We start from the raw sequence: 13,036 nt of genomic DNA on the forward strand, positions 1-13,036 counted from the left end.
GGAGGACGCCGCGCAACGCGGTGTCGGGGTGCGCAAGAGGCCTCCTGGCCCCGACCATGGATCTTGCCGCTCAACGCTGACCGAAACGTTCCTTCCCTTCAAGGGCGGCCCAGGACGAGAGGACGACCGAAGGCGGCGAGGAACAGGAGCACCGCCACGCTCCAGGCGCAGGACGCGGCCAGCAGCCAGACGGGGCCTTCCTCACCCGCCAGAACGGCCATCGCCCGCGCGACAACGGCAAGCGCGGTGAACGCGTAACAGGCCGTCACCACCGCCGACCGTGCGAAGGCGTTCCCGATGTGCTTGCGGATCATGCTCGACATCACCGCGACCCCCATCAGCCCGAGCGCCCCGGCCGTCCAGAGATGGGTCGCCATGCCGGGTGACGCCGCCACAGCCACGAAGCCCAGGGGAATGCAGGCGTAGGCCGTGTGCACGGCGAGGACCGAAGGACGGTCGAGCGTCCGCCAGCCCCGCCATTGCAGCAGCCGCGCCGTCTGCGTCAGCGCGGCGAGAAGGCATGCGGCGGCGGTCGTTCCCGAATCCGGGGCGAGCAGCCAGCCGGCCAGCGCGCCGGCCGCGGACAGGGCGGCGGCCCGTTCGAACCAGGGACGCCCGGTGAACAGGTCCGCCTTGCCGGGCAGACCCAGATGGGTGGCGGTCAGGCTCGGCGCGATGCGGCCGCCCAGCACCATGACCAGCCCGAGCGACAGCGCCAAGGCGGACGGGACGGCGTCGCACAGCGCCGCGCCGGCCAGTGCTCCGAGCAAGGCGGCGACGATGGCGTTGCGCCGGTTCCGCGCGGCGGCAACCTGCGCGAGCACGAGCAGGGCCAGCGCGGCGAGAAAGGGCGCGTGCGCCGTTGCGACCCAGGGCGACAGCGCCCGCCCCGCCAGCCAGAGGGGCACGAGGAATCGCCAGAGGCCCGCGCCGACCAGGGGCCTCCCGGTCCAGCGCGGCAAAGCGGTGCGCAGGAATCCCGCCATCATCGCCGGCAGCGTGCCGAACAACAGCGCCCGCCCGTGCCACCCCGGCGGGTCGGCGATCAGGCCGGACACGTCCCAGCCCCGCAGAACCGGCAGCCACAGCCCCACCGCCAGCAGCGCGTCCAGGGCGGTCAGCAGGAAGAAGGGACGGAACGGCACCGTCAGGCCCCGCTCCGTCCGTTTCCGATCATGGGTGATGGCCGTTCAGCGGACCGACGTTGCAGTGCCGCCGCAGCTGCTCGACCGACCGCACCCGGACGGTGTTGCCGGTGACGTGGAGCTGGTGGGGGGTCAGCTTGGTGAAGGTGCGCGACAGCTGTTCCGGCGTCATGCCGAGGCGGCTGGCCAGCACGCGCTTGCTGACCGGCAATTCGACCGTCGCGCCGTCCTCCGCCTCGTCCTGAGGCGACGGCCGGACCTGCGACAGGATGAAGGCGGCGAGCCGCTGGGTCGTCGTGCGCAGCTTCAGATTCTTGACCTCGCGCACCAGCCCGCGGCACTGCCCGACCAGCGTGCTCATCACCCGCAGCGCCAGCGCGTGGTCACGGGCGACCTGCCCACGCAGGACGGGGGCGGCCAGCATGAGAATCCGCGACGATTCCAAAGTCCGCCCCGACATCAGGTACGGCGCGTCGGCCAGCACCGCCGCCGGCACGAAGCAATCGCCGGGGCGCACGATGTCGATCACCGTCTCCTGCCCCGCCTCGTCGCAGCCGGCCAGCATCGCCGTGCCCTCGACGAGGATGTGCAGAAAGTCGGGGATCTCGCCGTCCGCGAACAGCCGTGTCTCGCGCGGAAACCACTGGAGAAGCGCGCCGTAGGTCAGCGCCTCCAGGGTCTCGTCGGCGACTCCCTCAAACAGCGGGAGGTCGCGCATCAGCGTCAGGGCGCCCTGTCTCATCGTCCCGGCTCTGCGGTCGCGGTCAGGATTCGGAGGCGGGCTTGCGCGACGCCTCGACGAGAACCGGTGCGTCATCGTCCTTCAGGCCGGCCTTGAAGGACTTCACGCCCTTGGCGAGGTCGCCCATGACCTTGGGCAGCTTGCCCGCCCCGAACAGCAGCAGGACGAGCAGCAGGACGATGGCCCAATGCATCAGGCTGAAACTTCCCATGACGAAGGTCTCCCGGGTGGTGGACGGTCAGGCGCGCAGCGCGAGGACGCTGCCGTCGCGGCGGGTGAGGCGGGCGGCGGTGCCCGGAAAGCGGTCGAGGAGAACGGCGGCCCGCGCTTCGGGTGCAACCGACAGGGCGGTGGACAGGGCGTCGGCGGTCGTGGCGTCGGGGGCGAGCACCGTGACCGCCAGCCACTCCCGCGCGCAGCCGCCCGTCGCCGGGTCGAACAGGTGCGTGAAGCGCCCGGCGGGGTCGAAGGGCGTGCCATAGCCGCCCGACGTCGCCACCGCCCGGTCCGCGATCTCCAGCGTGCCGGCGTTGCGGCCGTCCACGAGCGGATCGGCGAGGCCGATCGACCAGGGGCGGCCCGAGGGATGATGGCCGAGCGCGCGGATTTCGCCCAGATCGACCAGCACGTCGGTCATGCCCTCCGCCCGCAGCCGTTCGGACACGCGGTCGGTGACGTAGCCCTGGGCGATGCCGTTCAGCGTCACCGCCATGCCGCGCCCGGCGAAGGCGACGCGGCCCGGCTCGACGCGGAGCTTGCGGTGATCGACCAACTCCCTGGCCGCGCGGAGAACGGCCTCCGGCGGGCCGGCGGGATCGGCGCCGGGTCGGGCGAAATGGCCGGCGTAGAGCTGCCACAGCGGCTGCACGGTCGGGTCGAAGGCGCCGTCGGTGCGTCGGCTGACGGCCGTGGCCTCGGACAGCAGCCGCACGAGATCGGCCGGCGGCGCGTCGAGAACGCCGTCGCGGTTCAGGCGGGCCAGCGCCGAATCCGTCCGGTAGAGGCTGAAGACCCGCTCCAGCCGCGCGACCTCCTCCAGGCACAGGGCGATCAGCCGATCGGCCTCGGCGGGGTCCGGGTGCGCCAGTTGGAGGACAGAATCCGCCCCCAGCGCGACGCCGCGCCACGTCCGCACCGGCACGCCGGCCGCGCGGAGGCCGCCCGGCAGAAGCGCCAGCCCGGCGGCCACCGCGGCGATGCCGAGAAAGCGGCGGCGGGTGGTCATGGCGTGCCTCCATGCCCGGCACCGTGGCCGCCACCATGATTGCCGCCCTGCTCCGCCGGCTCATCGGCGGCGGTCTGCTCGGAGGGAAGCGTGGGGTGAAGGATCTCGTCCTCGGTCACCTCGGCGAAGCGCTTGATCGCGCCGCCGTTCTCGGCGGCGAAGCGGCGGGCGGCGGCCTCGTCGCCGAAGGGGAAGGGCTCCGCCTCGCCCATGCCGCCGCGCTGGCGGCTGCCCACCACGTACCAGGCCTTGCGCGCCTCGATCCAGACGGACAGGTCGGGCTTGCGCGGGTCAGGGGCCTGGCCGACGTCGGTCACGTAGATGGCGCGGACGTCCTTCTCCTCCTCCGGCAGCATGGTGAAGGCGAAGGTGTCGCGGACCGAGGACAGCCAGACCGGGCGGTCGCGCCCGCCGACCAGGATCTGCCCCTTCGGACCGGGATGGTCGGCCAGATTCATGCCGCAGTAATGGCCGATCGCGTCGGCGGTGATGGCGACGGGCGGCGGCGGGGCGGTCTCCGCCTTCTGCTGCTGGCAGGCGGACAGCGGCAGCAGCAGGCAGGCGGCCAGCAGCGTGGCTCTCAGGGAGGTGTTCATCAGATCTGCCTTCTGGAAAAGAGGACGGCGGCCAGCGCCAGCGGTGCGGCGACCCAGCCGGCCAGCACGGCCAGCAGAACGGAGGCCGACACCTGCACCTGCGCGGCCAGCCCGGCGGTGCCGGCGAACTGGCTGACGCTCTTGAAGCCGGTCAGGTTGAAGAGGCGGAAGGCGTCCGCCGGGTTGGCGAGCAGCAGCCCGTTCAGCAGGCCGGCGTTCACCGTCTTCCCGCCGTCGGCCACCAGCAGCCCCAGCAGCGCCATGTCGTAGAGCAGGACCAGCACCAGCCAGATCGCCACGGCGATGCCCGCCGCCGTGCCGCGGTCGCGGACCAGCGTGGAGGCGAGGTAGCCCATGGCCGTGAAGGCGGCACCCAGCAGGACGCTCGATCCGATCATCGCGGCGAAGGCGCGCCAGCTCTCCGGCCCGATCTCGCTGCCGCTCATCGCCAGCGCCACCCCGGCGGCACCGTAGCCCAGCACGGTGGCGAAGGCGATGATCGCGGCGTGGCCGAGGAACTTACCGATCAGCACCTGCCAGCGCGCCACCGGGTAGGACAACAGCAGCGTCATGGTGCCGCGGTCGATCTCGCCCACCACCGCGTCGAAGGACAGCAGCAGCGCGATCAGCGGCAGCAGGAAGATGGTCAGGCTGGACAGGCTGACGATGGTCACCTCCACCCGGCCGATGCCGACCGTGCCGGTCGGGGCGGCCCCCAGGAAGCTCAGCGTCAGCGCCAGCGCCGCCATCAGCAGCGTGGTGGCGACGACCCAGCGGTTGCGCAGGCCGTCGCGCACCTCCTTGGCGGCGATGGTCAGAAGCGTGTTCATTCCGCAGCCTCCCGGCGCAGGAAGTGGGCGTACATCTCGTCCAGGCTCGGCTGGACGACCTCGATGTCGGCAAGCTCCGGGCCTTCGCAGGCGATCCGGCGGAGCGTCGCCACCTTGTCGTCGTTGGCGCAGGCCGTCTCCACGATCTCCCCGGACGGCAGGGTCAGGCGGATGCGCACCGGCAACTGGGCCAGCCCGCGCAGCGTGGCGAGCGAGCCGTCGGCGACCTTGCGGCCGCGGTTCATCACGACGACGCGGTCGGCCTGCCCCTCCAGCTCGGTCAGGGCGTGGCTGCACAGCAGGACGGTGGTTCCGGCGTCGCGCAGGTCCCGCACGATCTCGTAGAAGCTCTGGCGCAGCGCCGGGTCGAGGCCGGTCGTCGGCTCGTCGAGGAACAGCACCTTCGGCCCGCCGAGCAGTGCCTGGGCCAGCGCCAGCCGCTGCCGCATGCCCTTCGAATAGGTGCCGACGCGGCGCTTCACCGCGGCGGGCTCCAGCCCCACCCGCTCGAACAGCGCGTCGTTGCCGTCGCGCGGCACGCGCTTCAGCCGGGCGTAGAAGTCCAGCGTCTCCCGCCCCGTCATGCTGGGGTGGAAGGCGACGCTTTCCGGCAGGAAGCCGACCTGCCGGCGGATGTGCGAGGCGGTGGCACTCGCCGGATCGCCGCCCAGCACGCGGATGCCGCCGGCGGTCGGCGTGGTCAGCCCGAGCATCAGCTTGATCAGCGAACTCTTGCCGGCGCCGTTGTGGCCGACCATGGCCACGCATTCTCCGGCGGCGAGGTCGAGATCCACCTCGCGCACGGCGAAGGCGTCGCCGTAGCGCTTGGAGACTCCCTCCACACGGATGGTCGGTGTGTCGGTCATTGGGCGTTCCTTTCCGCCGTTTGGGTCCGTGCCGGAGACGGCGGCGGGCTCATCAGAGGGGCGCTGTCGATCACGCCGCCGGGGTGCAGCGCCGGGAACTGCTTCTGCGCCCAGCGGATCACCTGCACGCCGGGGCTGTTCATCAGCAGCTTCGCCGCCGGATAGGCCCACATCACGCGGTCGACGACGTCGTTGGGGCGGTAGGCCTCGTCGGCGACGCCGTCGCCGTTCAGGTCGAAGGCGGCGTTGTCGGACCAGTAGTTGCCGCGCCCCTTCTCCGACCAGTCGAGATGGCGCGTCCCGACATACTTGACCTGGGTGCGGTTGCCGATGAAGGCGTTGCCGGTCAGGGTGTTGCGCTCCGACCCGGCGGTGAAGTGCACGCCGATCTCGCAGCCCTCGAACCGGTTGCCGGTGAAGCGGTTCTTGTTGGCGTTGTAGATGAAGACGCATTTCCAGGTGCCGGTGCGCTGGCCCTCCACCGGGCCGTCGGTCGCCACCGGCATGTCCTTGTCGGCCACCACCTCCACCGGCGCCGCCTGTTCGGGCGACAGATGGCCGTCGATCACGTTGCCCTCGATGAGCGCGCTGTTGGCGTAGTTCAGCAGCAGCCCATGCTCCCGGTCGCCCTGCGAGCGGTTGTTCCGGATCACGAGGTTGTTGGAATACATGATCGCGTAGCCGACATGGTTGCCGACCGAGACGTTGTCCGACACCTCGGAATCGTTCGTGTACATGTAATGGACAGCGAAGCGCACCCGCTCGAACCGGTTGCGGGCAAACAGGTTCTTCTTCGACGTCGTGGTGAAGATGCCGTCGCGCCCGTCCTGGACATTGTTGTCCACCACCTGCGTGCCCGGCGCGTTCCACAGCTGGATGCCGTTGCCGCGTTCGGAAAGACGCAGGTCGGTGCGCCCGACGACGTCGTTGCGCTGGACCATCACATCGTGGGCGCCCCAGACATAGATCCCGATCAGGTTGTCGCGCAGCCGGTTGCCCTCGATCACGCCGCGGTGCGCCTCCTTGCCGAGGAAGATTCCGGTGTTCTGCTCGGACAGGCTGATGCCGGAGTTGCGGACCTCGACGTTGCGCACGGTCACGTCGGGGGCGAAGACCGTCACGGCGTTCCCCGCCCCTCCCCCGTCGATGACGGCCCCCGGCTCGCCGAGCAGCGTCACCGGCTTGCGGACCACGACGGGGCCGGGGTGCATGCCGGGGGCCAGGACGAGCGTGTCGCCGGGCGCCGCCGCGGCGAGCGCGCCCTCCAGCCCGCCCGGCGCCACCGTCACCGTGGCGGCGCCGGCCGTCCCGGCGGCGAAGACGAGCGCCGCGGCGAAGAGGGGGAGTGGGGAGTGATGGGGCATATGATAAGTCCCGATTATGGGCCGTTGCCCCCTCCCTCCCGCTTCGCGGGTCCCTCCCTCCCCCGCCTATGGCGGGGGAGGGAGGGTTGCGGCAGTCCCCTCCACCTCGAAGAGGGGGAGGGTTAGGGAGGGGGCGAATGGCGCCTTACGACGCGCGCGGCTCGACGATCATGCGGCCGCCCATCTCCATGTGCAGGGCGTGGCAGAACCACTGGCAATAGTACCAGTGCACACCCGGACGCTCGGCGATGAAAGTGACCGAGCTGGTCTGCTGCGGCCCGATCTCCATGGCGATGCCGTGGTTGGACAGGGTGAAGCCGTGGGTCAGATCGTCCACATCGTCCATGTTGGAGATGTAGAGCGTCACCTCGTCGCCCTGCTTGACCGTGAACTCCTCAAGCCCGTAGGCCGGAGCGCGCTGCCACATGTAGACGCGGACCTTGTTGCCCTCGCGGATCACCTTGGCGTCGTCGTCCAGGTTGACGCCGTCCTTCTTGGCCTGCTGGCGGGCCTCCTCCCACATCGGGTCGTCGCGGGTGAAGATGCTCTTCGGGTTCAGCTTGGAACGGTGGACGATCAGCGTGTCGTGCGGCTCGGCGTAGGTCGGGCCGTCGTGCACCAGCTTCATCTCGTCGCCCGAGATGTCGATGAGCTGGTCGTTCTCCGGCTTGCTCGGACCGACGTTGAGGAAGCGGTCCTTGGAGAACTTGTTCAGCACCATCAGCCACTTGCCGTCGGCGTCCTTGGTCTGGCCCATCGAGGAATGGGTGTGGCCAGGCTGGTAGTGCACGTCCAGCTTCTGGATGATCGGATCGACCTTCTCGCCCTTGTAGGCGCGCTTGGCCTTGTCGATGTTCCACTTCACGATCTGGCTGTCGAGGAACAGCGTGGTGTAGCCGTTGCCGCGCCCGTCATAGGCGGTGTGCAGAGGCCCGAGGCCCAGCTGCGGCTCGGCCACGATGACGTCCCGCGGCTTGATCTTGTCGTCGAACAGGTCGTCGAGCAGGCGGACGTCCATCACCGACACCGTCGGCGACAGCTTGCCGTTGATGGTGACGTGGATGCCGTCCGGCGCCGCGTTGACGCCGTGCGGGCTGTTGGGAATGGGGACGTAGCGGGTGAAGGGCGAGCCGTGGCGGCCGTCCACCACCGGGACGCCGTGCATCACCTCGACCTTGCCGGCCTTCACCGCCTCTTCGATGCGCTTGATGTTGAAGATGACGATCCAGTCCTGCTCGTTCGCCGTCATCTCTGCGGTGGTCACGCCGCCTTCGGAGTTGTAGCAGGTCGAGAAGGCGTATTTGCCCTGGTAGTCCGCCTCGGTGTTGTCGAGGTTGCCGTCCACCCGGACCTGCCACGACACCGTCATGCTGTCGCCGTCGATCGCGGAGAAGTGCGTCCGGTAGTTCTTCGGATCGACGTTCTTGCCGTCGTTCGGCATCGGCACGAGCTGCTCGGCGTTCGCGAAGACGTAGCCGGTGCGCGGGTACTTCTGCAGGCGCAGGCCGTGGATCGCCGAGACGTTCGGAATGTCGATGATCTTATCGACCTTCATGATGTCGCAGCGGATGCGGGCGACGCGGGTGTTCGCCTTGTCGTTCACGAAGATGTAGCGCCCGTCGTAGGTGCCATCGGTGAAGGACATGTGCGGGTGGTGCAGGTCGCCGTTCAGCCAGGTGCCGCCGTGGTTGGCCAGATACTTCCGGTTCTCCTCGGTCAGACCCTCGGTCAGGATCTTGCGGCTCTCGTTGGTCAGGCCCCAGCCCGAGGCGCTGCAGCGGTTGAACACCGGGATGCGGTGCAGCTCGCGCATGCTGGGCAGGCCGAGGATGCGCAGCTCGCCCGACTGTCCGCCGGAATGGAAGACGTAATATTCGTCGAGATCGCCCGGCTTGACCTCGTACTTCTGGTTGCCCGATCCCGCGGCCGCGGCCGGCCCGGCGCCGAACAGCGCGCCGCCCGCCGTGCCGCCGGCCACCGCGCCGGCGATTCCGGCCAGCGCCGCCGCCTTGGCGGTGCCCCCGAGCAGATCGCGGCGGTTCACGCCCGTCCGCTCAACCTTGATGTTCGACGCTTTTGTGTCCGACATGGGTGAACTCCTTCGATGTCCCCTTACGGGGCTCTTGTTTCGACCTGGTGGGTCAAAGTCCTTCCGGCCGGGCGGACAGGTGCCCGGTGGTGGGATCGGTGGTCAGCACGGCGGCGCGGGATTTGGGTTCGGCGGCCGTAGCTGTGGATTGGGAAGCGTCGCGGCGCTCCCGCTTCAAGCGCTTCTGGATCATGACCGGGCATTTGCGGTCGTGGTGGTAGAGCACCTGACAATGGAGGCACTGGATGCATTCGTTGGGGTTGATCGACCCGTCGGGGTGGATCGCCTGGACCGGGCATTCGTTGGCGCAGCGCCGGCACGGGTTGCCGCATTCCTTGTAGCGGCGCAGCCAGTCGAACATCCGCATCCGGCCCGGGATGGCGAGCGCAGCACCCAGCGGGCACAGGTAACGGCAGAAGAAGCGCTCGATGAACAGGCCGGCGACGATCAAGGCCACGGCGAACAGGACGAACCACCAGTCGCGGACGAAATGCAGGATGATCGCGGTCTTGAAGGGCTCGACCTCCGCCGCCTTCTCCGCCGTCGCCAGCGAGGTCAGCGACAGGCCGAACAGCAGCAGGAAGATCATGTACTTGATCGGCCACAGCCGCTGGTGCAGCCCGAAGGGAACGGCGATCTGGCGGACGCCGAGCTTCTTGGCGGCCTTGGAGGCCAGCTCCTGAAGCGCGCCGAACGGGCACAGCCAGCCGCAGAAGGCGCCCCGGCCCCAGAACAGCAGCGACGCGGCGACCGAGAACCACAGGATGAACACCAGCGGGTCCATCAGGAAATAGTCCCAGCGGAAGTCGGTGCGCAGCGCGTTGGCGAAGGTCAGCACGTTGACCACCGACAGCTGCGCCGTCGCGTACCAGCCGAGCCAGACCAGCGTGAAGACGAGAAACCCGGTGCGCACCCGCTCGTAGAGGGCCGGACGCTTCACGAGCTGGTCCTGGAAGAAGAAGATGCCGGTCAGCAGCAGGATCGCGCTCGCCAGAATGGCGACGTCGAACAGCCGGTTCTCCCAGATGCGCCGCCACAGCGGGATCTCGTCGGCCGCGTCCTGTTCCGCCAGGGCGGCGGCCATCGGAGCCACGGCGGCCGTAGCCACGGGGGTCGCCGCGGCAGCGGCAGGAGCGGCCACCGGCTCGACCTTCAGGAATTTCTCCGGCGGCTGGTAGCCGAGGTCGAAGGTGACGAAGGCCTTGTCGAGCGCCGCGGTCGCGCGCTGGACCAGCAGCTGCAGGCGCCACGGATCGGCGGGGTTGAAGCCGACCTCTTCGGGGATGACGAACAGGCCGATCTCGGGGAAATTCGGCGCGCCCGCCGCGGCCAGGGAACCCAGGCGCTTGTGCAGGCGGTCGCGGAAGCGGATGGCGCCCTCGTGCTGGACCAGCTCGAACCGGTCGAAGATGCCGCCGCGCACATAGCCCGAGCCCTTGAAGGAATAGCGCCCCTGCCCCGCCACGACGATGGCGTGCTGGCCCGGCTTCAGCCGCTGCACCAGCGTCTCGTACTCCGCGTCGCCCAGCAGGGAGCGGCCGACGGCGGGAATGGTGGCGAGCGCGGCGTAGAGGTCGATGAAGCTGTCGTTCGGATCGCCGGCTTCGGGACGGGCGGCGGCTTCGGCCTTGCCGGTGCGCTCGAAGGCGGCGTTGACCTCGCCCACCGTCAGCGTCAGGCGGCGCACGGAGCCGTCGCCGACCAGCGTGGCCCAGTCCTCAATTCCCGTCTTGGACAGGTCAAGGCTGCGGGTCACCGTCGGCGCAGCCTCGGCCGCTCCCGGCGCGCCCAGCGCCTGCAACACCTTCTTGCCGGAGCGGATGATCGAATCGCCGATCACCATCACCGTCACGGTGGCGCCGGACACGATGTCCACCGGCGGGCTGGACGCGCTCTGCGAGGCCAGGGTCAGCACATTCTTGCCGACGTAGCCGTCGATGAAGGCGTTGACCTTGGCCGGCGGGATGCCGATCAGGACGATGGGCTCGTGATGGTCGACCAGCTTCGCCCCGGTCACCGTGCCGTCCGGCGCCAGCCCGACCATCACATGGATCGGGCGCCCCGAATAGCCGGTCGTGTTCACGAAGTCGGAGGTCAGATAGGCATGGCCGACCAGCGCGTCGCCCTTGTAGACGGGAACCAGCGGCGCGTTCGGCAGGGGGGCGCCGAAGCGGTCCGCCCCGGCGGCGAGATCGCCCGGCTGCACCGTGCCGAGATACCGCGCCAGCAGCGCCTCGGCGGCGTCCGCCGTACCGAAGCCGGCCAGCAGGATCAGCAGCCCCACCACCAGCGCGCGTGTTCCCCGCAAGAAGTCCGCAACCATCGCCCTTGCCTTGAAGTCTTGATCTTGATCAAGGGGCCGCATGCCCCGTTGACGCGCCCATGAGACCGCAGGTTCGGGCCGCTGTTCTTGACCATCGTCAAGTCGCGGAAAAATGAAGCCGGGCTATCCTCCTCCCCAGGGTCCGTACGATTGCTGATCGGGCGGGAATATCGATTGCATTTTAGGCGAAGTTCACTCGCGACCGGGGGTTTCCATGCCGTTGCTGCGCCACGAACCACAGGGTGGGGTCCGCTCGCTGGACGAGCTTCTGGGCATCGCGCTGGCGCTGGAGCAGGAGGCGGTGCGCCGCTACACCCAGTTGGCGGCCCTGATGGACCGCCGCGGCGAGACCGACACCGCCACCACCTTCCGTGCCCTCATTGCGGAGGAGCAGGACCATGTGCAGGCGGTGGACGGCTGGGCGCACCGCCTCGGCCGTCCCGCCCCCGACGCTCCGGCCTTTCTCTGGCGCCTGCCGCCGGAGCTTGCCGCCTCCTGGGAGGAGTTGACCGAGCGCACGCGGCTGACACCCTATCAGGCGCTGTCGCTGGCGGTGGTCAACGAGCAGCGCGCCTTCGCCTTCTACAGCTACATCGCCGCCAGCGCCCCGGACGAACCGATCCGCACCCACGCCGAGGCGCTGGCCCGCGAGGAGCTGCGCCACGCCGCCCTGCTCCGCCGCGAGCGCCGCAAGGCCTACCGCCGCGAGCGGGGCCGGGCGGAGCACAAGCCGACCCGCGCGGACACCCCGGCGGAGCTGGAACGGCTGGCCGTCGCCTTGCTGTCCGCCACCGCCGCCGAACACGGCGCGCTGGCGGTGCGCCTGCTCGCCCTGGGCGACGGAGAAGGCGCCGCGCTGCTGACCCGCATCGCCGGAGAGGAGCGGTCGCTGATCCCCTCCGGCTCCGACGCGGCGGCGTCACAGCCCGCCCTTCCCGACACCGCAGCCGCCGTCCTGCGCGCGGCGGTCGCCGCCTCCGAACGGCTCGCCGAAGCCTTCGCCGACGTGGCGGCCCAGGCGACCGACGAGTTGGTCCTGACCGAATCCCTGCGTTTTCAGGAAGCCGTGGTCGGACACCTCGCGCTGCTGGCGGAGCGGATCGACGCCGCCGGCTAGTTGTCTGATGGCGGAACGTTGTTGGGACCCGGTCTGTTGGGCCATCCAAAAGCATGGCTGGTGGATCGAAAGGCGTCTGGGCCCTGCGCCTCAGTAGGCCAGCTTTTGGCGCAGTCCCGTCCGTCGTCGCCATGACGAGCCCAAAGCGCCCGCCGCGCGACGGCCGGTCAACCCCACAGCCGCCTTCGGCGGTGGCCCGTCAGGGCCAGGGTTGACGGGCCGGCCGCGGCTGGCATCATCCCTTGTGGCGACGCTGATCCCGTTCGGCCCCAGCCGGGAGGAGCCGCCATGCACCAGATCCATCCCAACGCCCGCACCACCCCAGTGGTGCGCGCCGCCATCGCCGCCACCACGGAGCCCTCGAGCGTGCTGGCCAAGCGCTACGGTGTCAGCACCGAAACCATCCGCAAATGGCGCAAGCGTGGTCCCGAGGACGTTCAGGATCACTCGTCGCGCCCCCAGCACCTGCGCTGGCGGGCAACCGAGGAAAAACGCGCCATCGTCTGTGAGCTGCGCCGGAGCACCGGGTTCCCACTCGATGACCTCACGTTCACGCTACGCCACTTCCTCCCTCATCTGAACCGCGACGCCATCTACCGGATCCTGAAGGCCGAAGGCCTGGGGCGCCTGCCGACACCCCCGACCACCACGCCCAATAAGAGCACTAAGAAGTTCAAGGCATACGACCTCGGCTTCCTGCACATCGACATTATGCCCGCATCGACAGCGAAGTGGGACA

General features: G+C 69.7%; 11 protein-coding genes and 1 pseudogene. 2 read left to right on the top strand and 10 right to left on the bottom strand.

Annotation, left to right across the window (positions count from 1 at the left end):
• Positions 1-98: 98 nt before the first annotated feature.
• The 10 genes from ACWPN5_RS29815 to ACWPN5_RS29860 form a co-directional block, all read right to left on the bottom strand.
• Positions 99-1,145 (bottom strand): NnrS family protein, encoded by a 1,047-nt coding sequence (locus tag ACWPN5_RS29815; RefSeq protein ID WP_492299120.1) that lies wholly within the window; start codon positions 1,143-1,145, stop codon positions 99-101.
• A 28-nt stretch (positions 1,146-1,173) separates the two neighbouring features.
• Complete coding sequence (locus tag ACWPN5_RS29820) at positions 1,174-1,887, bottom strand: cyclic nucleotide-binding domain-containing protein (RefSeq protein WP_492299122.1); 714 nt, start codon at positions 1,885-1,887, stop codon at positions 1,174-1,176.
• 22 nt (positions 1,888-1,909) lie between these two features.
• Positions 1,910-2,098 (bottom strand): twin-arginine translocase TatA/TatE family subunit, encoded by a 189-nt coding sequence (locus tag ACWPN5_RS29825; protein WP_200479768.1) that lies wholly within the window; start codon positions 2,096-2,098, stop codon positions 1,910-1,912.
• Positions 2,099-2,125: 27 nt separating this feature from the next.
• On the bottom strand, positions 2,126-3,112 hold the full coding sequence (locus ACWPN5_RS29830; protein ID WP_492299124.1) for an FAD:protein FMN transferase: 987 nt from the start codon (positions 3,110-3,112) through the stop codon (positions 2,126-2,128).
• Positions 3,109-3,708, bottom strand: a complete 600-nt coding sequence (locus ACWPN5_RS29835; RefSeq protein ID WP_145684245.1) for a nitrous oxide reductase accessory protein NosL — start codon at positions 3,706-3,708, stop codon at positions 3,109-3,111. The genes ACWPN5_RS29830 and ACWPN5_RS29835 overlap by 4 nt, the downstream gene beginning before the upstream one ends.
• Positions 3,708-4,538 carry an ABC transporter permease gene (locus ACWPN5_RS29840; protein WP_492299125.1) on the bottom strand — a complete coding sequence of 277 codons (831 nt, stop codon included), beginning with the start codon at positions 4,536-4,538 and terminating at the stop codon, positions 3,708-3,710. Before ACWPN5_RS29840 ends, ACWPN5_RS29835 begins: the two co-directional genes overlap by 1 nt.
• Positions 4,535-5,404 (bottom strand): ABC transporter ATP-binding protein, encoded by an 870-nt coding sequence (locus ACWPN5_RS29845; protein WP_492299127.1) that lies wholly within the window; start codon positions 5,402-5,404, stop codon positions 4,535-4,537. Before ACWPN5_RS29845 ends, ACWPN5_RS29840 begins: the two co-directional genes overlap by 4 nt.
• Entirely contained in the window at positions 5,401-6,768 is a 1,368-nt protein-coding gene (locus ACWPN5_RS29850; RefSeq protein ID WP_492299129.1) for a nitrous oxide reductase family maturation protein NosD, read from the bottom strand. Before ACWPN5_RS29850 ends, ACWPN5_RS29845 begins: the two co-directional genes overlap by 4 nt.
• A 145-nt stretch (positions 6,769-6,913) precedes the next feature.
• Complete coding sequence (gene nosZ / locus ACWPN5_RS29855) at positions 6,914-8,857, bottom strand: TAT-dependent nitrous-oxide reductase (protein WP_492299130.1); 1,944 nt, start codon at positions 8,855-8,857, stop codon at positions 6,914-6,916.
• 52 nt (positions 8,858-8,909) lie between these two features.
• A complete protein-coding gene (locus ACWPN5_RS29860) occupies positions 8,910-11,165 on the bottom strand; it encodes a 4Fe-4S binding protein (protein ID WP_492299132.1) in 2,256 nt (751 codons plus the stop codon).
• Between the two features lie 229 nt (positions 11,166-11,394).
• On the opposite strand from ACWPN5_RS29860, the gene ACWPN5_RS29865 reads away from it, so the two are divergent.
• Positions 11,395-12,297 carry a ferritin-like domain-containing protein gene (locus ACWPN5_RS29865; RefSeq protein ID WP_145684235.1) on the top strand — a complete coding sequence of 301 codons (903 nt, stop codon included), beginning with the start codon at positions 11,395-11,397 and terminating at the stop codon, positions 12,295-12,297.
• Between the two features lie 288 nt (positions 12,298-12,585).
• Positions 12,586-13,008 (top strand): annotated as a pseudogene (locus tag ACWPN5_RS29870) (transposase family protein); the annotation flags it as partial.
• Between the last annotated feature and the right edge of the window lie 28 nt (positions 13,009-13,036).

The sequence above is a fragment of the Azospirillum sp. UENF 211521 genome, from assembly GCF_058780535.1.

Bases quoted from the DNA above. Each gene is read 5' to 3' on its own strand.
- ACWPN5_RS29845 (WP_492299127.1), bottom strand. From the start codon at position 5,404: ATGACCGACACACCGACCATCCGTGTGGAGGGAGTCTCCAAGCGCTAC.
- ACWPN5_RS29820 (WP_492299122.1), bottom strand. From the start codon at position 1,887: ATGAGACAGGGCGCCCTGACGCTGATGCGCGACCTCCCGCTGTTTGAG.
- ACWPN5_RS29825 (WP_200479768.1), bottom strand. From the start codon at position 2,098: ATGGGAAGTTTCAGCCTGATGCATTGGGCCATCGTCCTGCTGCTCGTC.
- ACWPN5_RS29865 (WP_145684235.1), top strand. From the start codon at position 11,395: ATGCCGTTGCTGCGCCACGAACCACAGGGTGGGGTCCGCTCGCTGGAC.
- ACWPN5_RS29835 (WP_145684245.1), bottom strand. From the start codon at position 3,708: ATGAACACCTCCCTGAGAGCCACGCTGCTGGCCGCCTGCCTGCTGCTG.
- ACWPN5_RS29830 (WP_492299124.1), bottom strand. From the start codon at position 3,112: ATGACCACCCGCCGCCGCTTTCTCGGCATCGCCGCGGTGGCCGCCGGG.
- ACWPN5_RS29850 (WP_492299129.1), bottom strand. From the start codon at position 6,768: ATGCCCCATCACTCCCCACTCCCCCTCTTCGCCGCGGCGCTCGTCTTC.
- ACWPN5_RS29840 (WP_492299125.1), bottom strand. From the start codon at position 4,538: ATGAACACGCTTCTGACCATCGCCGCCAAGGAGGTGCGCGACGGCCTG.
- nosZ (WP_492299130.1), bottom strand. From the start codon at position 8,857: ATGTCGGACACAAAAGCGTCGAACATCAAGGTTGAGCGGACGGGCGTG.